Source organism: Stenotrophomonas sp. 220_Sma, assembly GCF_056487375.1.
The window spans coordinates 3,596,539-3,622,435 of record NZ_CM151348.1 but is presented as its reverse complement, the minus strand read 5'-3'; the positions used below and the strand labels follow the sequence as shown (position 1 = coordinate 3,622,435).

The 25,897-nt window shown below is 66.8% G+C and carries 25 protein-coding genes; 18 read left to right on the top strand and 7 right to left on the bottom strand.

Features of this window, described 5'->3' with window-relative positions; genetic code table 11:
- Nucleotides 1–55: 55 nt before the first annotated feature.
- Entirely contained in the window at nucleotides 56–280 is a 225-nt protein-coding gene (locus tag ACZLIB_RS17045; RefSeq protein ID WP_005410613.1) for a YbdD/YjiX family protein, read from the bottom strand.
- On the bottom strand, nucleotides 280–2,361 hold the full coding sequence (locus tag ACZLIB_RS17040; RefSeq protein ID WP_049401342.1) for a carbon starvation CstA family protein: 2,082 nt from the start codon (nucleotides 2,359–2,361) through the stop codon (nucleotides 280–282). The genes ACZLIB_RS17045 and ACZLIB_RS17040 overlap by 1 nt, the downstream gene beginning before the upstream one ends.
- A 215-nt stretch (nucleotides 2,362–2,576) precedes the next feature.
- Here ACZLIB_RS17040 and ACZLIB_RS17035 point away from each other — a divergent pair, with 215 nt between their 5' ends.
- Entirely contained in the window at nucleotides 2,577–3,428 is an 852-nt protein-coding gene (locus tag ACZLIB_RS17035) for a pirin family protein (RefSeq protein ID WP_132810597.1), read from the top strand.
- A gap of 128 nt (nucleotides 3,429–3,556) precedes the next feature.
- Here ACZLIB_RS17035 and ACZLIB_RS17030 read toward each other — a convergent pair whose 3' ends face one another.
- The 4 genes from ACZLIB_RS17030 to ACZLIB_RS17015 form a co-directional block, all read right to left on the bottom strand.
- Nucleotides 3,557–4,018: a hypothetical protein gene (locus ACZLIB_RS17030; protein WP_071229554.1), complete on the bottom strand. Its 462-nt coding sequence runs from the start codon at nucleotides 4,016–4,018 to the stop codon at nucleotides 3,557–3,559.
- Between the two features lie 197 nt (nucleotides 4,019–4,215).
- Nucleotides 4,216–4,935 carry an aquaporin Z gene (aqpZ, locus tag ACZLIB_RS17025; RefSeq protein ID WP_032129854.1) on the bottom strand — a complete coding sequence of 240 codons (720 nt, stop codon included), beginning with the start codon at nucleotides 4,933–4,935 and terminating at the stop codon, nucleotides 4,216–4,218.
- A 121-nt stretch (nucleotides 4,936–5,056) separates the two neighbouring features.
- A complete protein-coding gene (locus ACZLIB_RS17020) occupies nucleotides 5,057–5,920 on the bottom strand; it encodes a pirin family protein (RefSeq protein WP_032129853.1) in 864 nt (287 codons plus the stop codon).
- A 674-nt stretch (nucleotides 5,921–6,594) separates the two neighbouring features.
- Nucleotides 6,595–8,658 (bottom strand): 3-hydroxyacyl-CoA dehydrogenase NAD-binding domain-containing protein, encoded by a 2,064-nt coding sequence (locus ACZLIB_RS17015; protein WP_478468208.1) that lies wholly within the window; start codon nucleotides 8,656–8,658, stop codon nucleotides 6,595–6,597.
- Nucleotides 8,659–8,893: 235 nt separating this feature from the next.
- Between ACZLIB_RS17015 and rpoE the strand changes: the two genes are divergently transcribed.
- From rpoE to recO, 9 genes are all read left to right on the top strand, one after another.
- Nucleotides 8,894–9,514, top strand: coding sequence for an RNA polymerase sigma factor RpoE (gene rpoE, locus ACZLIB_RS17010; RefSeq protein ID WP_010482816.1), 621 nt, complete (start codon nucleotides 8,894–8,896; stop codon nucleotides 9,512–9,514).
- Nucleotides 9,511–10,398, top strand: a complete 888-nt coding sequence (locus ACZLIB_RS17005) for a sigma-E factor negative regulatory protein (RefSeq protein ID WP_049421254.1) — start codon at nucleotides 9,511–9,513, stop codon at nucleotides 10,396–10,398. The genes rpoE and ACZLIB_RS17005 overlap by 4 nt, the downstream gene beginning before the upstream one ends.
- A 74-nt stretch (nucleotides 10,399–10,472) precedes the next feature.
- Entirely contained in the window at nucleotides 10,473–12,008 is a 1,536-nt protein-coding gene (locus ACZLIB_RS17000; protein WP_032129850.1) for a DegQ family serine endoprotease, read from the top strand.
- 179 nt (nucleotides 12,009–12,187) lie between these two features.
- On the top strand, nucleotides 12,188–13,981 hold the full coding sequence (lepA, locus tag ACZLIB_RS16995; protein ID WP_032129849.1) for a translation elongation factor 4: 1,794 nt from the start codon (nucleotides 12,188–12,190) through the stop codon (nucleotides 13,979–13,981).
- Between the two features lie 54 nt (nucleotides 13,982–14,035).
- On the top strand, nucleotides 14,036–14,830 hold the full coding sequence (gene lepB, locus ACZLIB_RS16990) for a signal peptidase I (protein ID WP_032129848.1): 795 nt from the start codon (nucleotides 14,036–14,038) through the stop codon (nucleotides 14,828–14,830).
- Between the two features lie 52 nt (nucleotides 14,831–14,882).
- On the top strand, nucleotides 14,883–15,266 hold the full coding sequence (locus tag ACZLIB_RS16985; protein ID WP_121504615.1) for a DUF4845 domain-containing protein: 384 nt from the start codon (nucleotides 14,883–14,885) through the stop codon (nucleotides 15,264–15,266).
- Nucleotides 15,256–15,936 (top strand): ribonuclease III, encoded by a 681-nt coding sequence (gene rnc / locus ACZLIB_RS16980; protein WP_032129847.1) that lies wholly within the window; start codon nucleotides 15,256–15,258, stop codon nucleotides 15,934–15,936. The genes ACZLIB_RS16985 and rnc overlap by 11 nt, the downstream gene beginning before the upstream one ends.
- Complete coding sequence (gene era, locus ACZLIB_RS16975; protein ID WP_010482823.1) at nucleotides 15,933–16,829, top strand: GTPase Era; 897 nt, start codon at nucleotides 15,933–15,935, stop codon at nucleotides 16,827–16,829. The genes rnc and era overlap by 4 nt, the downstream gene beginning before the upstream one ends.
- 18 nt (nucleotides 16,830–16,847) lie before the next feature.
- The gene (gene recO, locus ACZLIB_RS16970; RefSeq protein ID WP_032129846.1) at nucleotides 16,848–17,567 is read left to right on the top strand and encodes a DNA repair protein RecO; all 720 of its coding nucleotides are present in this window, start codon (nucleotides 16,848–16,850) and stop codon (nucleotides 17,565–17,567) included.
- Nucleotides 17,568–18,118: 551 nt separating this feature from the next.
- Here the strand turns inward: recO and ACZLIB_RS16965 are convergent.
- On the bottom strand, nucleotides 18,119–18,847 hold the full coding sequence (locus tag ACZLIB_RS16965) for a response regulator (protein ID WP_032129364.1): 729 nt from the start codon (nucleotides 18,845–18,847) through the stop codon (nucleotides 18,119–18,121).
- A gap of 127 nt (nucleotides 18,848–18,974) precedes the next feature.
- Between ACZLIB_RS16965 and rlmD the strand changes: the two genes are divergently transcribed.
- From rlmD to ACZLIB_RS16925, 8 genes are all read left to right on the top strand, one after another.
- Nucleotides 18,975–20,309, top strand: coding sequence for a 23S rRNA (uracil(1939)-C(5))-methyltransferase RlmD (gene rlmD, locus ACZLIB_RS16960; protein ID WP_125895832.1), 1,335 nt, complete (start codon nucleotides 18,975–18,977; stop codon nucleotides 20,307–20,309).
- 33 nt (nucleotides 20,310–20,342) lie between these two features.
- Nucleotides 20,343–20,828 (top strand): CYTH domain-containing protein, encoded by a 486-nt coding sequence (locus ACZLIB_RS16955; protein ID WP_049421258.1) that lies wholly within the window; start codon nucleotides 20,343–20,345, stop codon nucleotides 20,826–20,828.
- Nucleotides 20,829–20,942: 114 nt separating this feature from the next.
- Entirely contained in the window at nucleotides 20,943–21,638 is a 696-nt protein-coding gene (locus ACZLIB_RS16950; RefSeq protein WP_132810595.1) for a DsbA family oxidoreductase, read from the top strand.
- A 175-nt stretch (nucleotides 21,639–21,813) separates the two neighbouring features.
- Complete coding sequence (gene nagZ, locus ACZLIB_RS16945) at nucleotides 21,814–22,821, top strand: beta-N-acetylhexosaminidase (protein WP_032129343.1); 1,008 nt, start codon at nucleotides 21,814–21,816, stop codon at nucleotides 22,819–22,821.
- Nucleotides 22,821–23,375, top strand: a complete 555-nt coding sequence (locus ACZLIB_RS16940) for a hypoxanthine-guanine phosphoribosyltransferase (protein WP_005410592.1) — start codon at nucleotides 22,821–22,823, stop codon at nucleotides 23,373–23,375. Before nagZ ends, ACZLIB_RS16940 begins: the two co-directional genes overlap by 1 nt.
- Before the next feature lie 82 nt (nucleotides 23,376–23,457).
- The gene (locus tag ACZLIB_RS16935; RefSeq protein WP_010482830.1) at nucleotides 23,458–24,204 is read left to right on the top strand and encodes an S-methyl-5'-thioinosine phosphorylase; all 747 of its coding nucleotides are present in this window, start codon (nucleotides 23,458–23,460) and stop codon (nucleotides 24,202–24,204) included.
- 88 nt (nucleotides 24,205–24,292) lie between these two features.
- Nucleotides 24,293–24,499: a cold-shock protein gene (locus ACZLIB_RS16930; RefSeq protein ID WP_005410590.1), complete on the top strand. Its 207-nt coding sequence runs from the start codon at nucleotides 24,293–24,295 to the stop codon at nucleotides 24,497–24,499.
- Nucleotides 24,500–24,601: 102 nt separating this feature from the next.
- The gene (locus ACZLIB_RS16925) at nucleotides 24,602–25,870 is read left to right on the top strand and encodes an FAD-dependent oxidoreductase (protein ID WP_049461632.1); all 1,269 of its coding nucleotides are present in this window, start codon (nucleotides 24,602–24,604) and stop codon (nucleotides 25,868–25,870) included.
- Nucleotides 25,871–25,897 lie beyond the last annotated feature (27 nt).

Sequence of the window (25,897 nt, the reverse complement as noted above, 5' to 3'; positions counted from 1 at the left end):
TCCACGCATGGCGTGGATCTACTCAACGTCATTCGAGAGCTGTTGAACCGGACCCTCAACAGCAGCGGCCACCGTTGCGTCCGCCATAACGCGCTTCCTGGCGCTCGCGGAAGAACGTCTTGTAGTCCATCGGCTCCTGGTCCGGATGCTTTTCCAGCATGTGCCGGACGTAGTTGTCGTAATCAGGAATGCCACAGCACAGTCGTGCGGTCTGCACCAGGCGCCGCCAGATGCGGCGGTGCGCCTGGTACTGGCCGGCGGGAACCAGTTGGGTACTCATCACAGATCCACCATTTCGTGCGGCTTCAGCGCCACGTACGGGGTCTCGCGGTCAGTGCGCTGCGGATTGCGGCGGGCCGCCAGGATGGTCTTGATCGAATACACCAGCACCGCGCCCACCACCAGCAGGAACAGCGCGGTCAGGCCAGTGTTGACGTAGGCGTTGACCACGATCTGCTTCATCTGCGCCACCGACTTGGCCGGTGCAGTGATGGTGTCGCTGGCGAGCGCGGCCTGGAACTTGTGTGCCTGTGCCAGGAAGCCCTGTGCCGGATTGCTGTCGAAGATCTTGATGAAGCCGGCGTAGGTGGTGCAGATCAGCAGCCACACCGCCGGTACCGCAGTCACCCATGCATAGCGGTCACGCTTCATCTTGAACAGCACCACCGTGCCCAGCATCAATGCGATGCCGGCCAGCATCTGGTTGGAGATGCCGAACAGCGGCCACAGCGTCTGGATGCCGCCGAACGGATCGACCACGCCGGTGTAGAGCAGGTAGCCCCACAGCGCCACGCAGCCGGCGGTACCGATGATGTTGGCGGTCCACGATTCGGTCTTCTTCAGGGCCGGCACGAAGTTGCCCAGCAGGTCCTGCAGCATGAAGCGGCCCGCACGGGTACCGGCGTCCACCGCGGTGAGGATGAACAGCGCTTCGAACAGGATCGCGAAGTGGTACCAGAACGCCATCATCGCGTCGCTGCCACTGGGAATCGCTTCGTGCAGGATCTGCGCGATGCCTACCGCAAGTGTTGGCGCGCCACCTGCACGATGCAGGATGGTGGGTTCACCAATGGCCGCCGCGGTCGCGGTCAGCTGCTCGGGGGTGATGGTGAAGCCCCAGGTGTTGGTGATGTAGTGCGCGGCCGAGGCCGCATCGGCACCGATCACCGCCGCCGGGCTGTTCATCGCGAAGTAGATGCCCGGATCGATGATCGAGGCCGCCACCAGCGCCATCACCGCGACGAACGATTCCATCAGCATGCCGCCGTAGCCGATGTAGCGCATGTGCGCTTCATTGGCCAGCAGCTTCGGCGTGGTGCCGGAGGAAATCAACGCGTGGAAGCCGGAGACCGCACCGCAGGCGATGGTGATGAACAGGAACGGGAACATGCCGCCCTTCCACACCGGGCCGTCGCCGCTGGCGGCGAACTGGGTCAGCGCCGGCATCTTCAGTTCCGGCATCACCACCAGGATGCCGATGGCCAGCGCGATGATGGTGCCGATCTTGAGGAAGGTCGACAGGTAATCACGCGGGGCCAGCAGCAGCCACACCGGCAGCACCGAGGCGACGAAGCCGTAGCCGATCAGCATCCAGGTGATCTGGGTGCCGGTGAAGGTGAACGCCGGGCCCCAGACCGGGTCGGCGGCGACCTTGCCGCCGTACCAGATCGCGGCGAGCAGCAGGATCAGGCCAACCACCGAGATCTCGCCGATCTTGCCGGGGCGGATGTAGCGCATGTACACGCCCATCAGGATCGCGATGGGCATCGTCGCAATCACCGTGAACATGCCCCACGGGCTTTCGGCCAGCGCCTTGACCACCACCATCGCCAGCACTGCCAGGATGATGATCATGATCAGGAACGCACCGAACAGCGCGATGGTGCCGGGCACCTGGCCCATCTCTTCTCTTACCAGGTCACCCAGCGAGCGGCCATTGCGGCGGCTGGACAGGAACAGGACCATGAAGTCCTGCACCGCGCCGGCCAACACCACGCCCACCACCAGCCACAGCAGGCCGGGCAGGTAGCCCATCTGCGCGGCCAGCACCGGGCCGACCAGCGGGCCGGCGCCGGCAATGGCGGCGAAGTGGTGGCCGAACAGCACGTGTTTGTTGGTCGGGACGTAGTCCAGGCCATCGTTGTTGATCACCGCCGGGGTGGCCCGGGTCGGATCCAGCTGCATCACCTTGTTGGCGATGAACAGGCTGTAGAAGCGATAGGCGACGAGGTACAGCGACACCGCCGCGACGACGATCCACAGGGCATTGATGTGTTCGCCGCGGCGCAGCGCCACGGTACCCAGACAGAACGCGCCGAGCAGAGCGAGTACCGCCCAGCCCAGTTTGGAAAACCCTTTCATGAGGTGCTCTCTCCCGGAAAGACAGACAAAGAGTCCTGCTTGCCCACGACAGGGTCAATTGGCACAGGACGAATCGGCGGTAGTACTTTGGTCGTACGGCGGCTGCGCTGACGTGCAGCGAACATCAGGGATGGAACAATCGGTTGCGGAGCCATCCATTGGCCTACGGCCGTGTGGCGTCCATCTTCAGTGGCACCCATCCAACAGGAATCGCCATGAGCTTTCCCGAACCGGTCCGCGTACTGCGCACCATCCGTGGCATGCCCACCTCCGACGGTGCCGGCGTGCGCCTGACCCGCGTCATCGGCGGCCCGACGCTGCCCGACCTGGATCCGTTCCTGCTGCTTGATGAGTTCGGTACCGACCGTGCCGAAGACTACATCGCCGGCTTCCCGGAACACCCGCACCGTGGTTTCGAGACCGTCACCTACATGCTCGACGGACGCATGCGGCATCGCGACAACCACGGCAACGAAGGCCTGCTGACCCCGGGCAGCGTGCAGTGGATGACCGCCGGCCGCGGCCTGGTGCATTCGGAGATGCCCGAGCAGGAAAGCGGGCAGATGCGCGGGTTCCAGCTGTGGGTGAACCTGCCGGCGAAGGAGAAGATGACCGACCCGAAGTACCAGGAATTCGCACCCGAGCGCATTCCCGTGGTGCACCCGGAGCCGGGCGTGGAGGTGAAGGTGATTGCCGGCAGCGTGGACGGCACCGATGGCCCGATCGTGCAGCCGGCCACCGATCCGCTCTACCTCGACATCACGCTGGCGCCCGACCGGGCCTGGACCTATGCGCTGCCGGAGGGGCACAACGCGTTCGCCTACGTGTTCGAAGGTGCGATGACCGTGGGTGAGCAGGACGCCGCGCGCGACGTTGCACGCCAGGAACTGGCGGTGCTGGGCGGTGGCGAGCAGTTGCACCTCTCGGCCGGCAGCGAAGGTGCGCGGTTGATCCTGGTGGCCGGCCGTCCGCTGCGCGAACCGGTGATGCGCCACGGGCCGTTCGTGATGAACACGCGGCAGGAACTGATGCAGGCCTTCGTCGATTTCCAGGAAGGCAAGTTCTGAGGGAGTGCCGGCCGCTGGCCGGCAGCAGCCTCGGACAAAGGCGGATCTGGGTGCCGGCCAGCGGCCGGCACTACCGTCGGATCGGCTCGCATTGCAGGGATGCTGCCAGGCAGTCATCCCCGTCACCTTCAGCGCCCCGCGGCCACGGCCGACGGGGTCAGGCTCATGCCCTGCGCCAGCTGCTGCAGCGAGCCCAGTTCCTGCGCGCTGTCCGGATACAGCGAAATCTGCGCGTAACGCCCTTTGTCGAGCTTGACCACACTGATGCGACGCTCGGCATAGCCGGGCGGCTGCTGGCCACCCAGATCGGGCTGGTACCAATACAGCGATTCACCGCCGAAGCTGCCCTTTTCCTGGCGCAGCGAGCGGTTCAATGGAAGGTTGGGATCGCGCGCACTGAGCATCAGGCTCAGTACCTCGCGGCCATCGCCGGTGCTGGCGCGGCAGACCAGGAAATCGGCCTGTGCCTGCTGTTGCCACTGCAGGCCGCTGCTGGCCGGCAATGAAGGACATTCGGTGGGAGCCTGTGCAGCGGCGGCCTGGGCCACCGCGAACAGCAGGCTCGACAACACTACAGGCGCGAACTTCATGCATCCCCCAAGGTGGTGTGTCGTTTGGCGCTGCCGGATGGGCGGGCAGCGTTGGCATCCCATCCCCGGATGCCGCCCCGGCCGGCATGTGCACGGACGGTCAACTCAACCTTAACGGAACGTGAGCGATCGCACAAATCGCGGTTACACGCGTAACCATTGCGGCCGATGGTCGGCCGCAATGGTCCGCACAGGCCTCAGCGGTCGTTGCCGATCCACTTGTAGATGATGCCGCCGATCGCGCCGCCCAGCAGCGGGGCGACCCAGAACAGCCACAGCTGGCTGACCGCGCCGCTGCCGGCGAAGAAGGCCACCGCCGTGGAACGGGCCGGGTTCACCGAGGTGTTGGTGACCGGGATGCTGATCAGGTGGATCAGGGTCAGCGACAGACCGATCGCCAGCGGGGCGAACCCGGCCGGTGCCTTGCCGTGGGTGGCGCCCATGATCACGATCAGGAACACGGCGGTCAGCACCACTTCGCACAGGAAGGCCGCGGCCACGCTGTAGCCGCCGGGGGACAGCGCGCCGTAGCCGTTGCTGGCGAATGCACCGGCCTGGCTGCCATCAATGGCGAAGCCGCTGGCGCCCGATGCGATCTGCAGCAGGATGAAGCCGGCCAGCAGGCCGCCGGCGACCTGGGCGATGATGTACGGGATCAGGTCCTTGGTCGGGAAACGACCGCCGGCCCACAGGCCGACACTGACCGCCGGATTGAAGTGCGCGCCGGAGATATGGCCGAACGCATAGGCGCCGGTCACCACGGTCAGGCCGAAGGCCAGCGCAACGCCGAGGAAACCGATACCCAGCGGATTGCCGTCACCGCCGAACTTGGCGGCCAGCACGGCACTGCCACAGCCACCCAGAACCAGCCAGAACGTGCCGAGGAACTCGGCGGACAAGCGTTTACCCATGCTCATGTGTTGCACTCCTTTGACGGTCGAAAGTGTGATTTATGTCACATTTCAATGATCAGCGGGTGACTGTAGTGTCAACGCCGGGTGCAGGGATACACCTTCGGATGTGTGCAACACGCGATGTTCAGTACTGCGGCAGCGGGATGAATTCCTTGTCGTCGCCCGGAATGGTGCCGAAGCGGCCGGCCTCCCAGTCGTGCTTGGCCTGTTCGATACGTTCCTTCGAGCTGGACACGAAGTTCCACCACAGGTGACGCGGGCCATCCAGCGGCTCGCCACCGAACAACATCGCCTTCACCGGCGTCTTCGCGCGCAGGCGGCCACGCGCACCAGCCTCGGGGATCACCAGGTGCTGGGCAGGGATGTCCACGCCATCCAGCTGCGCGTCGCCTTCGAGGATGTACAGCGCGCGCTCGCGGTGGCCGTTGTCGATATCGATTTCCGCATCCGGGTCGAGGTCGATCGCCACGTTGAGCGTATCGGCGAACACCTTCACCGGCGATTCTTCGCCGTAGGCGCGGCCGGCAATGACGCGCAGCCATGCGCCATTGCGGCGCTGCTCGGGCAGGGTGGCGGCGGCATGGTGGTAGAACGCCGGTTCGATTTCCTCATGCGATTTCGGCAGCGCCACCCAGGTCTGCATGCCGTGGATCGGGTTGTCATGGTCGCGGTCCGGCTGCGGCGTGCGCTCGGAATGGGCGATGCCGCGGCCGGCGGTCATCCAGTTGACGTCACCGGGGCGGATCACCTGATCCGAACCCAGCGTGTCGCGGTGGCCGATCGCGCCCGACCACAGATAGGTGACGGTAGCCAGGCCGATATGCGGATGCGGGCGCACGTCGATGGCGGTGCCGGGGTGCATGAGTGCCGGGCCCATCTGGTCGACGAACACGAACGAGCCGATGCTGCGCGCCTGCAGGGTGGGGACCGCGCGACGGACTTCGAGTCCGCCGATGTCGTGCACGCGCGGGGCGATGATGGTGGTCATGCGGGCGTTCTCGCTGGCAGGGATCAGGTGGTCAGCATCGCACGCGGCTGTGACGGGGACATGCCCCGTATGGGTAACAGGTTGTTCCGTAGAGTGGAGCTTGCTCGACTGGGGTTCCAGCCAACGGCGCAGCCCCTCGTGGCTGTGGGGTTGGTCGCTGAAGGCAAAAGCAGAAGCAGAAGCCGCGCTTGGCCGGGCGGGTGGGTGGCGCAGGGGACGCTGCAAGTACGTCCATGTAAGCTCGATCGCCGCATCCATGCGGCTCACGCCCCTGCGCCCCCCACCCGCCCGGCCTCTGACGGTTTCCGTGTGCGTCCAGCCACGGAGAAGAAAAAAGAAAATCAAAGTCAAAATCAAACGCCGGTCGCTTCGCTCGCATCCACGCATGGCGTGGACCAAGCGTGTCGACCAAGGTCGACACCTACCAGCTCCCGAAGGTCACTGACCGTCACCGGGAAACTGTCAGGGGTGGGGCGGTGTGGGCAGGCAGGACCGTTGGCGCCATGGATGGCGCCATCGAGCCCCCATGGACGGGTTTACGGCGTGTCCTGCCTGCCCACACCGCCCCGCCCAGCAAACAGAAAAGCCAGAGCCGCTGCGGCTCTGGCTTTTGGGGCTGCCGGCCATCGGCCGGCACTACCGCGGGTGCCGGGCCGCAGGCCCGGCCGATCAACTCACACCACCGGTTCGCGCAGGGCGGGGTTGTCCCAGCCCGGGCGCGGGGCGAAGCGGTCGCCGTGGCGCTGCTGCAGCGCCTTCAACCGCTCGACGATCGCATCGGCACCCACCGCACGGATGTGCTGGATCGGACCACCGCGGAACGGTGCAAAACCGGTGCCGAAGATCACGCCGGCATCCAGAAGGTCCGCATCCGCCACCACGCCTTCGTGCAGGCAGGCCACTGCCTCGTTCAACAGCGGCAGGATCAGGCGGTCCTCCAGATCGGCCGGGGCCTGGTAATCGCTGGCCACGTCCGGCTTCTTCGGCTTGCCGTTTTCCCAGGTGTAGATGCCCTGGCCATCCTTCTTGCCGCGCTTGTCCGGTTCCACCGTCTGCAGCGCGGCCGGAATCTGCAGGCCCAGGAACGGCGCCAGCTCGCGGCCAACGCCAGCGGCCACGTCCAGGCCCACGGTGTCGATCAGTTCGATCGGGCCCATCGGCATGCCGAACTTCACTGCGGCCTTGTCGATCACCGGGCCCGGGATGCCTTCGGCATAGGCGGTGGCGGCTTCCAGCATGTACGGGAACAGCACGCGGTTGACCAGGAAGCCCGGGCTGCCGGCCACCGGCACCGGGAACTTGCCCAGTGCCTTGCAGAACGCGGCCAGGCGACGCTCGGTCTCAGGCGCCATGCCGTCGTGGTGGATGATTTCCACCAGCGGCATCTGCGCCACCGGGTTGAAGTAGTGCAGGCCAGCGAACTGCGCCGGGTGCTGGATGTGGTCGCGCAGTTCCACCAGCGGAATCGATGAGGTGTTGGTGGTCAGCAGCGCGTCCTGTTTCATCTTCGGTTCCAGCGTCTGGTACAGCGCACGCTTGGCTTCCGGGTTCTCGATGATCGCTTCGATCACCAGGTCGGCCTCGGCCACGCCGTTGCCTTCCAGGTCGGCACGCAGGCGCGCGGCCACCGCGGGACGCTTGCTCTCGTCGCGCACCTTCTTGGCGAACAGCGCCTGCGCGCGTTCCATGGCCGGGTCGATGAAGCGCTGCTCGCGGTCCTGCAGGGTGACCTCGAAGCCCTTGTAGGCGGCCCACGCGGCGATGTCGCCGCCCATCACGCCGGCGCCGACCACGTGCACGTGGCGGATGCCGGAGTCACCACCGCCGAGGCCCTTCAGGCGCTCGGTCAGGAAGAAAATGCGGATCAGGTTGCGCGCGGTCGGCGTGCTGGCCAGCTTCACCACGGCACGCCGCTCGGCATCCAGGCGTGCCTGGATCGGCATGCCGCCGCTGCGCTGCCAGGTGCTGATCAGCGCGTAGGGCGCCGGGTACTGGTCCTTCTTGGCCTTGCGTGCGACCTGCTTGACCATCTGCGGTGCCAGCAGGGTGCGTGCCAGCCAGGTGTTGGTGGCCCAGGCCGTCGCGCGCTGCTTGAACGGGCGGGTGGTGCCGGACAAGGCCAGCGCGACGGCGGTGTCGAGCACCACTGCCGGTGCCACCACCTTGTCGACCAGGCCGATGCCGCGCGCGGCCGAGGCCGACAGGGTGCGGCCGGTCAGCATCATGTCCATCGCCGCCGGTGCGCCGACCAGCTGCGGCAGGCGCGCGCTGCCACCCCAGCCCGGGAAGATGCCCAGCTGGGTCTCCGGCAGGCCGATGCGGGTGCTGCTGTCATTGGAGGCCACGCGGTAGCGGCAGGCCAGCGCCAGCTCGGTACCGCCGCCCAGGCAGTGGCCGTGGATGGCTGCCACGGTCGGGCAGGGCAGTTCAGCCAGCTTCTGGTAGGTGGCCTGGCCGCGACGGATGGCGTCGTTGACGGTGCCGCGGCGGTCGAACTCCTGGAACTCCTTCAGGTCGGCACCGGCAATGAAGCCGGCCTTCTTCAGCGACTGGATCACCACGCCCTTGGGCGGGTCCAGTGCAATGCGCTCGAGCAGGTCGCCCAGTTCCAGCAGCACGTCCTGCGACATGGCGTTGACGCTGCTGTCCTGACGATCCAGGGAGAGAACCACCACGCCGTCGTCGCGGATCTCGGGGTGCCAGTGGCTGAAGCGGAGACCATCGAAGCCTGAGAGCATGGACGTTCCATCCGGTTGTGTATGGAGAAGCGGCTATGATCCAGAGGTTGTTTCCCCCGCGTCAAATCCCAATAGCAGGGGAGTGGCGACCCCGGATCCATGGCCGTGGACCGGGACGCTAACGGAACGGTGGTTAAAAGCTGGTGCGGCGCCAGGTGATCGGCGACTGAACTTTTCCCGGGATTGGCAGTCTCATTGCCCGACGTCGGTTGGGCTGACAGGAGTGCGGCCCCTCATGGCCGATGTTGATACACCTCAGGAGCTGGATCTGGAACTGGTCCGGCGCGTGCAGCACGGCGAGAGCGCCGCGTTCGATGTCCTGGTGCGCAAGTACCAGCATCGCGTGGTGGCCCTGGTCGGTCGCTACATCGCCGACTGGAGCGAATGTCAGGACGTCGCCCAGGACACTTTCATCCGTGCGTACCGCGCGATTGGAAGTTTCCGCGGCGATGCCCAGTTCTCAACCTGGTTGCATCGAATCGCCGTGAATACCGCCAAAAACTACCTGGCTTCACACAATCGCCGGCCGCCGACCGATGACATCGACATCGGTGACGCCGAACAGTTCGACAGCGGGACGCGCCTGCGCGACACCGATACGCCCGAACGCGAGTTGATGCGCCAGGAACTGGAACAGACGGTGATGAAGGCCGTCAATGCGCTGCCGGAAGAACTCCGGTTGGCGATCACCCTGCGCGAGGTGGAAGGCCTGAGTTACGAAGATATCGCGCAGAAAATGGGGTGCCCGATCGGCACCGTGCGTTCACGGATCTTCCGGGCGCGCGAGGCGATCGACACCGAACTCCGGCCGCTGTTGGACATCGGCAGCGCCACCCGTGAGAAGAGCCGCGTATGACCAGTAATCCGTTCAACGAATCGCAGAACCACCAATCGCCCGCCGGGCAGCGCCTGGACCAGCGCCATCGCGAACAGCTGTCGGCCCTGGTCGATGGCGAGCTGGGCGCCGACGAAGCGCGCTTCCTGCTGCGCCGGATGGAGCACGACCCCGAGCTGGCCGGCTGCCAGGAACGCTGGCAGCTGCTGGGTGACGTGATGCGCGGGCAGGCCTCGGCGCTGGCGCCGGCCGGCTTCAGCGCGGCCGTGGCCGCCGCCATCGCTGCCGAACCGGCGCCGCAGGCCGAGCCGCGCCGCGAGGTGCGCCGCAGCGGTTGGCGGGCCTGGGGCGGTGGCGCCGCACTGGCCGCCTCGGTGGCGGCGGTGGCGCTGTTCATGGGTGGCGAGAAGCTGAAGGAAGCCACCCCGGGCGAGCCGTTGGCACCGCAGGTGATCGCCAGCCAGGCCGAACTTGCGCCCGCTCCGGCGCCGACGACGCCGGCTCCGGTAACCGAAGCCTCGGTGGATACCGCCGCAATGGCCGTGGCCGGTGTACCGGCAGTGGCCATGGCCGCGGCCAGCCGACGCCAGGACACCCGTCGCGCCAGCGCTACCCGCAGCCAGCAGGCCGCGCGTGCCGCCCAGCGCGAGGACATGCCGCAACGCGCCGTGGCCGCCGCACAGGCGCCGCTGACCCCGACCGTGCCGGCCAATGCCAGCCGCAACATGCCGTTCGGTGAGGTTGGTGGCCTGCAGGCGCGACCGTGGCCGCGCTCCAGCCTGGCGCCCGCTGCCGGTGGCGCGCTCAATGCTAGCTTCCCGGCCCACGCCGGGGGCGCCGCGTTCTACCCGTTCGAGCCGCGCCTGCAGGACGACCTGCCGGTGCCGCCGCGCCCGCGCGACTGAGCCGGGCGCTTTCACGCCCCGCCGCCGGCGGGGCTCGTATTCCTCTTTCCATCCGATCCGGAGGTTGCCGTCCGATGACTCCCCGACTCCGCACGCAGGCCATGGGCCTGCTGGCCCTGACCCTGCCGTTGGTGGCCTGCGCGCAGGCCCCGGCTCCGGCCGCCCAGACCCAGGCCGCGCCGGCCGCCGCGCCGCGGGCCCCGGCCCAGCCGCTGGTCACGGGCCTGCCTGACTTCACCAATCTGGTCGAACAGGTCGGGCCTGGCGTGGTCAACGTCGACACCACCATCGTCCGCAACAACCGCCAGGCCTCGCGGGGCCCGATGGGCGGCGACGATGACATGCCGGAGTTCTTCCGCCGCTTCTTCGGCCCGGATTTCCCGATGCCGGGGCAGGGCCCGGGCGGTCCGGACGGTGGCCCCAGCATCAAGGGCCGCGGCATGGGCTCGGGCTTCATCATCTCGCCCGATGGCTATGTGCTGACCAACTACCACGTGGTGGCCGATGCCAGCGAGGTGAAGGTCAAGCTGGGTGACCGCCGTGAGTTCACCGCGAAAGTGGTGGGCAGCGACCAGCAGTACGACGTGGCACTGCTGAAAATCGACGGCAAGAACCTGCCGACCGTGCGCGTTGGCGACTCCAACTCCCTCAAGCCGGGTCAGTGGGTGGTCGCGATCGGTTCGCCGTTCGGCCTCGACCACTCGGTCACTGCCGGCGTGGTCAGCGCCCTCGGCCGCAGCACAGGTGGTCCGGACCAGCGCTACGTGCCCTTCATCCAGACCGACGTGGCGATCAACCAGGGCAACTCCGGTGGCCCGCTGTTGAACACCCGTGGCGAAGTGGTCGGCATCAACTCGCAGATCTTCTCCGCCTCGGGCGGCTACATGGGAATCAGCTTCGCGATCCCGATCGACCTGGCGATGAGCGCGGTCGAGCAGATCAAGAAGACCGGCAAGGTCACCCGTGGCCAGCTCGGCGCGGTGGTGCAGGAAATCGACGGGCTGAAGGCGCAGGCGATGGGCCTGCCGGACAGCCGCGGCGCCCTGGTCAACCAGATCGTGCCGGACTCGGCTGCAGCCCGGGCCGGGGTGAAGATCGGCGATGTGATCCGTTCGGTGAACGGCGCGCCGGTCAACAGCTGGTCCGACCTGCCGCCGCTGATCGGCGCGATGGCACCGGGCAGCCGGGTCACCCTGGGCGTGATCCGTGATGGCAAGCCGCGCGACCTCAGTGCCACCCTGACCGCACTGACCGAAGACGGGCAGGCCGGTTCGCGTGGCCCGGCCACCGGCGACAGCGATGCGGCTCCGCAGGCCGGCGCCAATGCCCTGCTGGGGCTGGACGTCAGTGACCTGACCGCACCGCAGCGCAAGCAGCTGGGCCTGGAATCGGGCGAAGGCGTGCGCATCACCGGGGTCAAGGGCCAGGGCGCGCGTGATGCGGGCCTGTCTCCGGGCATGGTGATCCTGCAGGTGGCCAGCACCCAGGTCGGCAGCGTGGACGCGCTGAACCGTGCGCTTTCCAGCTACAAGAAGGGCGACGTGGTGATGCTGCTGGTGCGCACCGGCAGCGGTAACAGCGCGTTCGTCGCGGTCAAGGCCGGCCAGTAAGGCCTGCCGGGGCCGCTTCGGCGGCCCCGGCTTTTCCCCGAAGCCCCGCCCTGGCGGGGCTTCGGCCATTCCGGGCCCGGTCCGATGAGGCCGTTTTCGCGGGCGGGCGCCGGGCATGCGATAATCGACCGTTACCCTGACGACGCCGCGCGCCGCCGCCACCTATGTCTTCTGATTCGATGCGGAACATCCGCAACTTCTCCATCATCGCCCATGTCGACCACGGCAAGTCCACGCTGGCCGACCGCATCATCCAGCTCTGTGGTGGCCTGCAGGCCCGCGAGATGGAAGCGCAGGTGCTCGACTCCAACCCGATCGAGCGCGAGCGTGGCATCACGATCAAGGCGCAGTCGGTGTCGCTGCCGTACCTGGCCAAGGACGGGCAGACCTACCATCTGAACTTCATCGACACCCCCGGCCACGTCGACTTCTCCTATGAAGTCAGCCGCTCGCTGGCCGCCTGCGAAGGCGCGCTGCTGGTGGTCGATGCGGCCCAGGGCGTGGAAGCGCAGTCGGTGGCCAACTGCTACACCGCCGTGGAGCAGGGCCTGGAAGTGGTGCCGGTGATCAACAAGATCGACCTGCCCACCGCCGACATCGAGCGCGCCAAGGCCGAGATCGAGGCCGTGATCGGCATCGACGCCTCCGACGCCGTGCCGGTCAGTGCCAAGACCGGCCTGAACGTGCAGGACGTGCTGGAAGCGATCGTGCATCGCATCCCGCCGCCGAAGCCGCGCGACACCGACAAGCTGCAGGCGCTGATCATCGACTCCTGGTTCGACAACTACCTGGGTGTGGTCTCGCTGGTGCGCGTGATGCAGGGCGAGATCAAGGCCGGTGACAAGCTGCAGGTGATGTCCACCGGCCGCAACCACCAGGTCGACAACGTCGGCGTGTTCACCCCGAAGCGCAAGGTGCTGCCGGCGCTGCGTGCAGGTGAAGTGGGTTGGGTCACCGCCAGCATCAAGGACGTGCACGGTGCGCCGGTCGGCGACACCCTGACCCTGGCCGGCGACCCGGCACCGAAGCCGCTGCCGGGCTTCCAGGAAATGCAGCCGCGCGTGTTCGCCGGCCTGTTCCCGGTCGATGCCGAGGACTACCCGGACCTGCGCGAAGCGCTGGACAAGCTGCGCCTGAACGATGCCGCGCTGCGTTTCGAGCCGGAAAGCTCCGAGGCGATGGGCTTCGGCTTCCGCTGCGGCTTCCTCGGCATGCTGCACATGGAAATCGTGCAGGAGCGCCTGGAGCGCGAATACAACCTGGACCTGATCAGCACCGCGCCGACGGTGGTGTATGAAGTCCTGAAGACCGATGGCTCGATCATCAACATGGACAACCCGGCCAAGCTGCCGCCGGTGAACCAGGTCGAGGAGATCCGCGAGCCGATCATCCGTGCCAACGTGCTCACCCCCGAGGAGTACATCGGCAACATCATCAAGCTGTGCGAAGAGAAGCGCGGCAGCCAGATCGGCATCAACTACCTGGGCAGCCAGGTGCAGATCAGCTACGAGCTGCCGATGGCCGAGGTGGTGCTGGACTTCTTCGACAAGCTGAAGTCGGTCAGCCGTGGCTATGCCTCGCTGGACTACCACTTCGTGCGCTTCGACGCAGGCCCGTTCGTGCGCGTGGACGTACTGATCAACGGTGACAAGGTCGATGCACTGTCGCTGATCGTGCACCGCAGCCATGCCGACCGTCGCGGCCGCGAACTGTGCGAAAAGATGAAGGACCTGATCCCGCGCCAGATGTTCGACGTGGCCATCCAGGCCGCCGTTGGCTCGCAGATCATCGCCCGTACCACGGTCAAGGCCATGCGCAAGAACGTGCTGGCCAAGTGCTATGGTGGCGACGTTTCGCGCAAGAAGAAGCTTCTGGAAAAGCAGAAGGAAGGCAAGAAGCGCATGAAGCAGGTCGGCCGCGTGGAGATCCCGCAGGAAGCGTTCCTGGCCGTGCTGCAGATGGACAACAAGTAAGCCCGCACCGGCCCTGCGGGGCCGGTCGTCTGGTGACGTTGCAAAGGACCCTGAATGAAACTGTTTGAGATCCTCCTGGTCGTGCTGACCCTGGCCTCGGGCCTGATCCTGCTCGCGGACAAGCTGTACCTCGCCAAGCGTCGCGCCCAGCGCGCGGGCCTGCTCGATTCCGAGCCGGTGCTGGTGGACTACTCGCGTGCGTTCTTCCCGGTGCTGGCGATCGTGCTGATCGTGCGCAGCTTCATTGCCGAGCCGTACAAGATCCCGTCCAGCTCGATGATGCCGAACCTGTTGATCGGCGATTTCATCCTGGTCAACAAGTTCTCCTACGGCCTGCGCCTGCCGATCAGCAACACCAAGTTCGTGCCGGTGGGTGAGCCCTCGCGTGGTGACGTGGTGGTGTTCCACTTCCCCGGCCATGGCGAGAACGATCCGGCCAAGGGCGAGAACTTCATCAAGCGCGTGATCGGCGTGCCGGGTGACACCGTGGTCTTCGAAGGCGACGGCGTGATCCTCAACGGCGAGCCGCTGAAGTACGACAACAAGGGGATCTACGCCGGCCACAAGGGCCAGGGCGAGGGCGCCAACCTGCTGGTCGAGCACCTGCCGGGCCGCACCCACACGGTGCTGGAGACCGACTATCCGCGTGGCCAGGGCCAGTGGACCGTGCCGGCCGGCAAGTACCTGGTGATGGGCGACAACCGCGACAACAGCGATGATGGCCGTTTCTGGGGCCTGCTGCCGGAAGAGAACCTGCGTGGCAAGGCGTTCCTGATCTGGCTGAACTGCCAGGGCTGGTTCTGCAAGGATGGCTTCGAGCCGTCGCGGATCGGCTCGAGCATCAACTGAGCGGGCACCAACTGAGTATTTTCACATCCAACGCGTATCTGGGGAGAACGCAATGAAGACGATGAACACGCAGCGTGGCATGACCCTGACCTCGTTCCTGACGGTCCTGATCGTGGTTGGCTTCTTCCTCTACATCGCCATGAAGCTGTTCCCGATGTACCAGGAGTACTACGCGGTGCGCTCGGCGATGAAGAGCCTGGCCAACGAGCCGGGCGTGGGCAGCATGGAGCCGGCGCGCATCCAGGACCTGTTCTTCAAGCGGCTGTACATCAACTATTCGGACAACGTGAAGCCGGCCAACGTGAAGTTCGACCGTCGCGACAATGGCTGGACCCTCAAGGTCAACTACGAAGTGCGCCGTCAGCTGATCGGCAACCTCGATGTGGTTGGCAAATTCGATTCTTCCCAGGACCTGACACGAAGCGGTGCCCAGTAAATTCATCCAACGTGGCGACCTGATCGGTCATGCCTTCAGCGACCCGGCCCTGCTCAAGCAGGCGCTGACGCATCGCAGTGCCGGTGCGCCGCACAACGAGCGCCTGGAGTTCCTCGGCGACAGCATCGTTAACATGATGGCGGCCGAGGCGTTGTACCGACGCTGGCCCAAGGCCGACGAAGGCGCGATGACCCGTGCCCGTGCCGAGCTGGTGCGTGAAGGCGCGCTGGCGGTGATCGGGCGCACCCTGGAACTGGGCGAGCGGCTGACCCTGGGCCCCGGCGAAATGAAGTCCGGCGGTCATCGTCGCGACTCGATTCTGGCCGACGCCGTGGAAGCCGTGGTGGCCGCGATCTACCTGGATGCCGGCTTCGAGGCCTGCCGGGCGGTGGTACTGCCCTGGTTCAGCGCTTCGATCGAGGCATTGCCGGCTTCCGGTCGGCCCGAGAAGGACCCCAAGACCCGCCTGCAGGAATGGCTGCAGGCCCGACAGAAGGCGTTGCCGCAGTATGAACTGGTGTCAGAATCCGGTGACGACCACGCCAAGCACTTCCGGGTACGCTGCAACGTAGCCGACCCGGCCGCCAGCACCGAGGGCGAAGGCGCCTCGCGGCGGCTTGCCGAACAACAGGCGGCTGCAGCCGTCCTAGAACAACTGGATTCCAAGTGAGCGAACAAACTTCCCATCATTGCGGCAGCGTGGCCGTCATCGGCCGCCCGAACGTGGGCAAATCGACCCTGACCAATGCCCTGGTCGGGGCCAAGGTCAGCATCGTTTCCAACCGCCCGCAGACCACGCGCCATCGCCTGCTGGGCATCGCCACCTATCCGGAAGGCCAGCTGGTGCTGGTCGACACTCCCGGCCTGCACAAGGTGCAGAAGCGGGCGATGAACCGGGTGATGAACCGCGCCGCGCGCGGTTCGCTGGAAGGCGTCGATGCCGGCCTGCTGGTGATCGAAGCCGGTCGCTGGGACGAGGAAGACAGCCTGGCCTTCAATGTTCTGCGCGACGCCGGTATCCCGGTGGTGCTGGTGGTCAACAAGATCGACCGGCTGAAGGACAAGGGCGCGCTGCTGCCGTTCCTGCAGGAAGTCACGGCCGGCCGCGATTTCTCGTCGGTGCATCCGATCTCGGCGCAGAAGCGCAACGGCCTGGAAGCACTGGTGCGCGACGTACTGGCGCTGCTGCCGGAAGCGCCGCCGATGTTCGGCGAAGACGAGATCACCGACCGCAGCCAGCGCTTCCTGGCCGGCGAACTGGTACGTGAACAGCTGATGCGCCAGTTGGGCGAAGAGCTGCCGTATGCCACCACCGTGGAAATCGAGCGCTTCACCGAAGATGGCAACCTGCTGCGCATCGGTGCGGTGATCTGGGTCGAGCGCGAGGGCCAGAAGGCGATCGTGATCGGCAAGGGTGGTACCCGCCTGAAGGAGATCGGGGCCAAGTCCCGCCTGCAGATGGAGCGCCTGTTCGGCGCCAAGGTGTTCCTGGAGACCTGGGTGCGCGTGCGTGAAGGCTGGTCCGACGACGAGGCCGCACTGAAGGCCTTCGGTTACGAGTAAGCCGTTGCAGTCGCTTCGATGATGATCGAGGACGACACCGGCTTCGTGCTGCATGCACGGGCCTATCGCGAGACCAGCCTGCTGGTCGAAGTGCTGAGCGCGCAGCATGGCCGGATCGGCCTGCTCGCGCGTGGCGTATCCACCGCCAAGGGACAGGTGCTGCGCGCGGCCCTGCAGCCGCTGCAGTGGATCCGCTTCAGTGCCCAGCAGCGGGGCGAATTGGCCCAGCTGCGGGGTGCCGAGGCACTGGATGCTGCCCCGCGCCTGGTCGGCCAGGCGATGCTGGCCGGCTTCTATCTGAGTGAATTGACCCTGCGCCTGGCCCCGCGCCAGGACCCGCTGCCGGAGTTGTACCTGGCCTACGGCGAGGCACGCGCGCGGCTGGCCGTGGGCGCTGGCCTGGCCTGGACCCTGCGCCGGTTTGAGCGCGAGCTGCTGTCTGCGCTGGGCCTGGGTTTCGATCTGGACAGCGCCAGCGACGGCCAGCCGATCGACCCGGCCGCGCGCTACGAACTGGACCCACAGGAAGGCGCGCAGCGCCTGCTCAGCGAGCGCGGTGGGGAACGCCGGGCGGCCGCGACGGGTTCTGCGCTGCTGGCGCTGGCCGCCGATGAAGAGCCCGATGCCGCCGACCTGGCCAGCCTGCGCCTGCCGATGCGGCGGGTGCTGGCCCATCACCTGGGGCCGCGCGGCCTGAAGTCCTGGGAAATGCTCGAGCAGCTCGCACCCAGGCGTTGAGGGGTGTTCGGCAGGGCTTGCAGCCCTGCACCTGCCGAATCAACGTCAACGTCAACTGCAAAAGCTGGCTATCCGTGGGATGGCAGGGTGGGTCCGGTTGCGGGAGACGCCGTAAACCCGTCCATGGGGGCTTGGCCGCGGCATCCATGCCGCGGACACTCCCGCAACCGGACCCACCCCGCCTTCGACAGTTTCTCGCGAGCTGTCGGAACGGCACTCTGCTCTGGTGGGTGTCGACCTTGGTCGACACAGTAGAGCCACGCCATGCGTGGATGCGTTTCGATTTCAATTCGAAATATTTGATTCCGATTGAGATTCATCCACGCATGGCGTGGATCTACTGGCCACCGGCCAACTGTCGAAGGCGGGGCACTGTGGGTTTGCGGGGTGTGAGCCGCATGGATGCGGCGACCAAGGCTACATGGACGTACTTGCGCCGTCCCCGCAAACCCACAGTGCCCCGCCATCCCACGGAATGCTGCTTTGGCCTTTGACGTTGCCCTGGCTTGAAGGCTTCGGCAGGTGCAGGGCGCAGCCCTGCCGAACAACCCTTAATGCAGCAGGGCAGCTACCGCGTCGCGGAATCCCGCCTGGGCCTGCCCGGACTCCGGCGCATGATGCAACTGGCGCACCGCCCGGCCCAACCGCGCCGCGCCCACGAAGCCACAGCTCGCCTGCAGCCGATGCAACTGGCTGCGCAGCTGGCGCTCGTCATGCTGGTCCACCGCCTGCTCGACCGCATCGCGTACGCCCGGCAGCTCGGCCAGGAACAGCTCGCGCAGCGCGATCAGGTGGTTGCGCTGGCCATTGAGCGCGGCCAGTGCCGCAGTCTCGTCCCAGTCCTGTACCTGCAGCTCGACCGCGGCCGGCGCCTGGGCCATGACGATCCCGGCCGGACTGTTGACCAGGGCGCGGCGCACCGCCTTCAGCAGCTGGTCGCGGCCCAGCGGCTTGACCAGCGTGTCGCTGAAACCGGCCTCGCGCAGGCGCGCATGGATCGAGGTATCGCCGTCGGCGGTATGCGCCAACGCCGGGGTGTCGGGATGTGAACGGCGCAGTTCGCGCAGCAGCTGCGCGCCGTTGCCGTCAGGCAGGTTGACGTCGATCAGCCACAGGTCATGCGCGCCGGGCTCGGCGCTGGCCAGGGCACTGGCCAATGAATCTGCGGTGTCCACGTCCGCCGGTAACGTTTCCAACGCCGCCTTGAAAAAGCCGCGGCTGATGATGTCGTCCTCGACAAGCAGGAAGCGGGGCCGGCTGGCCCGCGGGGTCATCTGCATCAGGGCTGCCTCCATGTCAGCTGTTGCAATCATCAAGCACAGCGGCGGCGGGCGCAAGCGGGTCCGGACCCTGCCGGTCAGGATCTGCGACAATACGCCCCCATTTTTGCCCGCAGCCTGTTGCCACGTGGCCCGATCCCGCTCCCGCATCGACCGTACCCCGTTCCAGACCGAGATCCTCGACCTCAGCCATGATGGTCGCGGTGTCGCCCGCCGTGAAGGCGAGGGCGGCAAGGTCACCTTCGTCAGCGGCGCCCTGCCGGGTGAGGTGGTCATGGCCGAACAGACCGCCCGCAGCCGCCATTTCGACGAAGCGCGTACGGTGGAAGTGCTGCAGGCCTCGCCGCAGCGCGTCACCCCGAAGTGCCCGCACTTCGGCACCTGCGCCGGCTGCGTGCTGCAGCACCTGGACGAAGACCAGCAGATTGTCGCCAAGCAGCGCGTGCTGATGGACAACCTGGAGCGCATCGGCCACGTGAAGCCGGGCACCGTGCTGGCGCCGCTGGTCGGCGAGAGCTGGGGCTACCGGCGCAAGGGCCGCTTCTCGGTGCGCCGGGTCGAAAAGAAGGACAAGACCCTGGTCGGCTTCCGTGAACAGGATCCGCGATTCGTCGCCGACCTCAGCCAGTGCCTGACCGTGATCCCCGAGATCGGCACCAAGGTCGAGGCGCTGTCCACGTTCATCGAATCGCTCGATGGCAAGCGTGACATCCCGCAGATCGAATTCATCGCTGGCGACCAGGCCGTGGTCCTGACCGTGCGCCACCTGCAGCCGCTCAGCGATGCCGACCGCGTGGCCTGGGCCGCCTTCGGCCAGCAGCATGGCTTCGTGATCTACCTGCAGTCCGGTGGCGTGGATACCGTGCAGCCGCTGGACGGGCAGGGCGTGCCGCTGTCGTTCCGGCTGGCGCCGTGGGACGTGGAGCTGGCGTTCCGTCCGTTGGACTTCATCCAGGTCAACGCCAAGCTCAATGAGAAGATGATCGCCCACGCCCTGGACCTGCTGGAGCCGGGTGAGGACGAGCGTGTGCTGGACCTGTTCTGCGGCCTGGGCAACTTCACCCTGCCGCTGGCGCGCCGCGTGCGCGAAGTGGTCGGTGTGGAAGGTGATGCTGGCCTCGTCGCGCGGGCCCGTGAGAATGCCGAGCGCAACGGCCTGACCAACGCCCAGTTCTTCAGCGCCGACCTCACCCAGGACCAGCGCAGCACGCCGTGGATGCGCCAGGGCTTCGACAAGCTGCTCTTGGATCCGCCGCGCTCGGGCGCGATCGAAGTGCTGCAGCAGCTGCCGCTGAAGCAGTTCAAGCGCATCGTCTACGTCAGCTGCCACCCGGGTTCGCTGGCACGCGATGCCGGCTATCTGGTCAACGAACAGGGCTTCACCCTGGTCAGCGCCGGTGCCATGGACATGTTCCCGCACACCGCACACGTGGAAAGCATCGCGGTATTCGAGAAGCGCTGATCGGCTGTCATGCCCATCGCGCATAATGGCCCGATGGGCATCGAAATCGAACGCAAATTCCTCGTCAGCAGTGATGGCTGGCGCGCCGCCGCGCACCGGGTGATCCCGATGGCGCAGGGCTACATCAACGACATGGGCGCGCTCGACCGCGGCACCCAGAACGCCTCGGTGCGCGTGCGCATCGAGGGCGACCACGCCGCGCTGAACCTGAAGTCGCGCACCATCGGCCACACCCGCCAGGAGTTCGACTATCCGATCCCGGTGGACGATGCGCGCGCACTGCTGGCGCTGTGCGTGGGCGGCCTGATCGACAAGCGCCGCCATCTGGTCGAACACGCCGGCCTGACCTGGGAGGTGGACGAGTTCCTCGGCGACAACGCCGGCCTGGTAGTGGCTGAGGTTGAGCTGGACAGCGCTGACCAGGCCATCGACCTGCCGGACTGGGTGGGTGCCGAAGTCACCGATGATGCCCGCTACTACAACGTTGCCCTGGCCAGCCACCCGTATTCAGAGTGGTGAAACCGCCAAAAAGGGGACGGAGGGGATTAAGTCGTCTTTACCCCATCTGTGCGGGAAACGACTTAATCCCCTCCGTCCCCTTTTATCGAGGGTGTCGGCCCCCATGTGGAAAGGATGAGAATCGACATCTACTCCGACGTGGTCTGCCCTTGGTGCTGGATCGGCAAGCATCGTTTCCAGCAGGGCGTGCAGTTGCTGGGCGCCAACGCGCCTGAACTCGATATCCACTGGCAGCCGTTCCAGCTCGACCCGGATGCGGACGCCACCCCGGTGCCGCTGCGCGAGGCCTATGTGCGCAAGTTCGGCGGCGTTGAGCGTACCGAACAGATCCTCGGCCAGACCCAGACCACCGCGCGGGCCGAGGGCCTGCCGATGGACTTCAGCCAGGGCCAGGTGCGGGTGACCACGCTGCCGGCGCACCGGGTGTTGTGGCTGGCGGGCGAGCACGGCGTGCAGGATGCGGTGGGCGAAGCACTGTTCCGCGCCCACTTCGAGCACGGTCAGAACCTGGCGGACCCCTCGGTGCTGATCAAGGCGGGCGCGGCAGGCGGCCTCGACGCGGGTGAAATCACGCAGATGCTGGCCTCCGACCGCGGCTTGGCCGAGGTCGAAGCCAAGCTGGCGCAGGCCCATGCGCTGGGCATTTCCTCGGTGCCGACCTTCGTCATCGATGGAAAGTGGGCCATTTCCGGGGCGCAGCCCCCCGAGGCCTTCGCCAACGCCCTGCGCCAGATCGCCGCCGAGCAGGGCGCGCCTGCGGCCCCGGCTGACGGCGACGAGGCCTGCGGCCCGGACGGCTGCAAGGTCTGACCGGATCCGAAAAGGGATCCGAAAAGGGGACGGAGGGAATTAAGACGTATCCAGCCCGTAGCGGCCGATTGCGGCTTAATCCCCTCCGTCCCCTTTTTCTGACCACTGCGCCTGTCGGCCGGTTCTGCGACAATGCGGCACTGCGCCATGCGGGCGCGCGTTGTGGAGATCGACCATGCTGCTGATCGGCGTTGCCGGCACCGAACTGACCGCCCAGGAACGTGACTGGCTGCAGCACGATGCCGTGGCCGGGGTGGTGCTGTTCAAGCGCAACTTCGCCTCGCGCCAGCAGGTGACCGATCTGAGCGCGGCGATCCGCGCTGCCGCGCCGCGCCCGCAGCTGATCTGCGTGGACCAGGAAGGTGGCCGCGTGCAGCGTTTCCGCGAGGGCTACAGCGAGTTGCCGCCACTGCAGGACATCGGGGCGATGTACGCCACCGACCCGCAGCAGGCGCTGGCCCTGGCCGAGCAGCACGCCTGGCTGATGGCCAGCGAAGTGCGCGCCAGCGGCCTGGACCTGAGCTTCGCGCCGGTGGTCGATCTTGGCCGTGGCAACCGCGCCATCGGCAACCGCGCCTTCAGTGAAGACCCGCAGGTGGTGGCCGCGTTCACCGCCGCCTACGTGCGCGGCATGCATGCGGTCGGCATGGCCGCCACGCTCAAGCATTTCCCCGGCCATGGCACCGTGCTGGAAGATACCCACGTGGATACCGCGATCGACCCGCGCGCGCTGGACGAGCTGCGCGCCCAGGACCTGGTCCCGTTCCAGGCCGGCATCGCCGCCGGTGCCGACGCGGTGATGATGGCGCACGTGATCTATCCGCAGGTGGCACCGGAACCGGCCGGCTATTCGCCGCGCTGGATCCAGGACATCCTGCGCGGCGAGCTCGGGTTCCGCGGCGTGGTGTTCTCCGATGACATCGGCATGGCCGCCTCGCACAGTGCCGGCGGCGTGCCGGCGCGCGTGCACGCGCATCTGGATGCCGGCTGCGACGTGGTGCTGGTCTGCCACCCGGAACTGGTCGATGAAGCCCTGCACGCGGTGCAGGGACGCTCCCTCAATACTGCTGCGCTGCTGGGCCTGCTGGGCCGCGGCGCGCTCGGCTGGGACGGCCTGCTGGCCGATGCCCGCCATGGCGACACCCAATCCCGTCTGCTTGAAACCCTTGGAAGAACCGTCTGATGCCCAACCTCACCATTTCCCAGGCCCTGGCCCAGGCTGACCTGCTGGTCGACCGCCCCACCATCGACAAGGCCATCGCTGGTATCGCCGACGCCATCGCGCGCGATTACAAGGGCGAGGTGCCGCTGTTCCTGTCCATCATGCACGGTGCGCTGCCGTTCGCCGGCCAGCTGGCGCTGGAACTGGGCGCGCGCGGCCAGGACGTGCAGTTCGATTACCTGCACGCCACCCGTTACCGCGGTGAAACCACCGGCGGCGACCTGGTCTGGAAGCACAAGCCGGCCACCTCGCTGTTCGGTCGCCGCGTGCTGCTGGTCGACGATATCCTCGACGAGGGTTACACCCTGCAGGGCGTGCGCACCTGGTGCCTGGAACAAGGCGCGACCGACGTGCGCATCGCCGCGATGACGGTGAAGAAGCACGACCGCGCGCTGCCGGACGTGACTGCCGACTACGCCGGCATCGAACTGCCGGACCGTTACGTGTTCGGCTTCGGCATGGACGTCAACGAAACCCTGCGCTGCGTGCCGGCCATCTACGCGATGAAGGAATAACGGCGCAGCCGCCCGCGGCGCGTCTTCTTCTGCCGCCGGCATCCTCGGGTGCCGGCGTTCGTCTTTTCATGGAGTGCTTCGAATGCAACAGATCGCCCTGGCCGTGATCGGCGGTACCGGTGTCTATAACCTGGCCAAGCTTGACGACGTGCAGACCCACGAGGTCGACACCCGCTTCGGCCGTCCGTCGGGCCCGGTGCGCGTTGGTACGCTGCTCGGCCATCGCGTGGCGTTCCTGGCGCGGCATGGCGAAGGCCATTCGCTGCCGCCGCACAAGATCAACTACCGCGCCAACCTGGCCGCGCTGCAGCAGCTGGGCGCGCAGCGCGTGCTGGCGTTGAACACGGTGGGAGGCATCACCGAACACTTTGGTCCGCGCGTGCTGGCCTGCCCGGACCAGATCATCGACTACACCTGGGGCCGCATCAGCACGATCTGTGAGGAAGAAGGCACCGACGTGGTCCACGTTGATTTCGGCCACCCGTACACACCAATGCTGCGCAGCAAGATCCTGGCTGCGGCCAAAGTGACCGGCGTCACGGTCCATGACGGTGGCTGCTACGGCGCAACACAGGGCCCGCGCCTGGAAACCATCGCTGAAATCGCCCGTATGCGCCGCGACGGCTGCGATCTGGTGGGCATGACCGGCATGCCGGAAGCCGCCCTGGCACGCGAGCTGGGGCTGGATTACGCCTGCCTGGCGATCATCGCCAACTGGGCTGCCGGCTGTGGTGATGGCGAGGAGATCACGATGGCCGAAGTGCTGGCCAACGTGCAGGCGGCCGGCAACGGACTTCCGGAACTGGTGGGCGAATTGGCACGGGGGTGATTGTCTTCCCCGAGCAAGCTTTGCATACTCAGCTTGTGCGCGGGTTCAGCGTACACCACCCATTCATTGCATAAGGTCTCGCATCACCATGCCGAACGGTACCGTCAAGTGGTTCAACGACGCCAAGGGATTTGGCTTCATCTCGCCGGAGGATGGCAGCGCCGACGTGTTCGCGCACTTCTCCGCCATCAACTCCAAGGGCTTCCGCAGCCTGCAGGAAGGCCAGCGTGTCACCTATGACGTGACCCAGGGCCCGAAGGGTGCCCAGGCTTCGAACATCACGCCGGCCGAGTGATCCACTCGACAGTGCGTTGAAAACCCCGCTTCGGCGGGGTTTTTTTTGCGCGGATTGCCCGCGACCCGCTCGCGATCCACCCGCCTCGGGCACAATGCGGCCATGACGGAACGACTGCGCATCGCCGTGATCGGCTACGGCACCGCTGGACAGGCAGTGTCCATCCTGCTCACCCGTGACGGCCACGAGGTGGAGATCTTCGAACGCGTGCCCACGCCGGGGCCGGTGGGTGCCGGTTTCCTGCTGCAGCCCAGCGGCCTGCAGGTACTGTGGCAGATGGGCCTGCTTGATTCCGTGCGCGCACATGCCGCGCCGGTGCACCGCCTGTATGGCGACACGCCGTGCGAGCGCGCGGTGATGGACATGCGCTACGAGGGACTGGATGCTCGCCTGCACGGCCTGGGCATGCAGCGCGGGGCCTTGTTCTCGCTGTTGGACGAGGCGCGCGCAGGCGAGGGCCAGCTGCATGCCGGTACCACCATTACCGAGGTGGATGCCGAACACGGCCGTCTGCGCGACAGCGACGGGCGCACGCATGGCCCGTTCGACCTGGTAGTGGTCGCCGATGGCGCCGCGTCGACGCTGCGCGGCACGATCGCCGGCGGTGCCGGGCTGGACCGCGTGTATCCGTGGGGGGCGCTGTGGTGCCTGCTGCCGGCCGAGGACTGGCCGCACGTGCAGGAGTTGCGGCAGCGTTACGTGGCCGCGCGCAAGATGATCGGACTGCTGCCGGTCGGCACGCGCCCGGGTGATGACACGCCGCGCCTGAGTTTCTTCTGGAGCCTGCCACGCGCCGACTTCGAACGCTGGCAGGCCGATGGCATGACGCCCTGGCTGGATGAACTGCATGCGCTGTGGCCGCAGGCCAGTGCGCGCTTCGCCCATCTGCGTGATGCCGGCCAGTTGGCGCGCGCAGTCTACCGTGATGCGGTGATGACGCGCTGGCACCACGGCCGCATGGTGCTGGCCGGTGATGCCGCGCATGCGATGAGCCCGCAGCTGGGGCAGGGCGTGAACATGGCGCTGTTGGACGCGCTGGCGCTGCGCGATGCGGTGCGCACCTACGGCGGCAGCACGGTCGCGCTGCAGGCCTACCAGGCGCAACGCAGGGCACACGTTGCGGTGTACCAGCGCTGGAGTCGTTGGCTGACGCCGCTGTTCCAGTCCGACCGCGACGCCTGGGCGAAGGCGCGTGACGTGCTGCTGGGCCCGATGGGGCGCCTGCCCGGGGGCCGTGGCCACATGCTGCGCGTGCTCAGTGGCACCCAGCACGGCTGGTTCGGTGCACTTGCACTGGATCCGGCGTTCGTCGACGCACTGGCCACCGCAGCGGAGATGCCTCGTATCAACGCGATCACGGCCAATGCGTGAAGCGCGTCGTCACCTGAATTAACGGTT

What these genes read in the sequence shown, in the direction of transcription:
- ACZLIB_RS17000 (WP_032129850.1), top strand. Translation starts at nt 10,473, where the DNA reads ATGACTCCCCGACTCCGCACGCAGGCCATGGGCCTGCTGGCCCTGACC.
- ACZLIB_RS17030 (WP_071229554.1), bottom strand. Translation starts at nt 4,018, where the DNA reads ATGAAGTTCGCGCCTGTAGTGTTGTCGAGCCTGCTGTTCGCGGTGGCC.
- nagZ (WP_032129343.1), top strand. Translation starts at nt 21,814, where the DNA reads ATGCTGCTGATCGGCGTTGCCGGCACCGAACTGACCGCCCAGGAACGT.
- ACZLIB_RS16940 (WP_005410592.1), top strand. Translation starts at nt 22,821, where the DNA reads ATGCCCAACCTCACCATTTCCCAGGCCCTGGCCCAGGCTGACCTGCTG.
- ACZLIB_RS17015 (WP_478468208.1), bottom strand. Translation starts at nt 8,658, where the DNA reads ATGCTCTCAGGCTTCGATGGTCTCCGCTTCAGCCACTGGCACCCCGAG.
- lepA (WP_032129849.1), top strand. Translation starts at nt 12,188, where the DNA reads ATGCGGAACATCCGCAACTTCTCCATCATCGCCCATGTCGACCACGGC.
- rpoE (WP_010482816.1), top strand. Translation starts at nt 8,894, where the DNA reads ATGGCCGATGTTGATACACCTCAGGAGCTGGATCTGGAACTGGTCCGG.
- recO (WP_032129846.1), top strand. Translation starts at nt 16,848, where the DNA reads ATGATGATCGAGGACGACACCGGCTTCGTGCTGCATGCACGGGCCTAT.
- ACZLIB_RS16955 (WP_049421258.1), top strand. Translation starts at nt 20,343, where the DNA reads ATGGGCATCGAAATCGAACGCAAATTCCTCGTCAGCAGTGATGGCTGG.
- ACZLIB_RS16925 (WP_049461632.1), top strand. Translation starts at nt 24,602, where the DNA reads ATGACGGAACGACTGCGCATCGCCGTGATCGGCTACGGCACCGCTGGA.
- ACZLIB_RS17005 (WP_049421254.1), top strand. Translation starts at nt 9,511, where the DNA reads ATGACCAGTAATCCGTTCAACGAATCGCAGAACCACCAATCGCCCGCC.
- ACZLIB_RS16935 (WP_010482830.1), top strand. Translation starts at nt 23,458, where the DNA reads ATGCAACAGATCGCCCTGGCCGTGATCGGCGGTACCGGTGTCTATAAC.
- ACZLIB_RS16950 (WP_132810595.1), top strand. Translation starts at nt 20,943, where the DNA reads ATGAGAATCGACATCTACTCCGACGTGGTCTGCCCTTGGTGCTGGATC.
- ACZLIB_RS16985 (WP_121504615.1), top strand. Translation starts at nt 14,883, where the DNA reads ATGAAGACGATGAACACGCAGCGTGGCATGACCCTGACCTCGTTCCTG.
- ACZLIB_RS17035 (WP_132810597.1), top strand. Translation starts at nt 2,577, where the DNA reads ATGAGCTTTCCCGAACCGGTCCGCGTACTGCGCACCATCCGTGGCATG.
- ACZLIB_RS17020 (WP_032129853.1), bottom strand. Translation starts at nt 5,920, where the DNA reads ATGACCACCATCATCGCCCCGCGCGTGCACGACATCGGCGGACTCGAA.
- ACZLIB_RS16930 (WP_005410590.1), top strand. Translation starts at nt 24,293, where the DNA reads ATGCCGAACGGTACCGTCAAGTGGTTCAACGACGCCAAGGGATTTGGC.
- aqpZ (WP_032129854.1), bottom strand. Translation starts at nt 4,935, where the DNA reads ATGAGCATGGGTAAACGCTTGTCCGCCGAGTTCCTCGGCACGTTCTGG.
- ACZLIB_RS17040 (WP_049401342.1), bottom strand. Translation starts at nt 2,361, where the DNA reads ATGAAAGGGTTTTCCAAACTGGGCTGGGCGGTACTCGCTCTGCTCGGC.
- ACZLIB_RS17045 (WP_005410613.1), bottom strand. Translation starts at nt 280, where the DNA reads ATGAGTACCCAACTGGTTCCCGCCGGCCAGTACCAGGCGCACCGCCGC.
- ACZLIB_RS16965 (WP_032129364.1), bottom strand. Translation starts at nt 18,847, where the DNA reads ATGCAGATGACCCCGCGGGCCAGCCGGCCCCGCTTCCTGCTTGTCGAG.
- lepB (WP_032129848.1), top strand. Translation starts at nt 14,036, where the DNA reads ATGAAACTGTTTGAGATCCTCCTGGTCGTGCTGACCCTGGCCTCGGGC.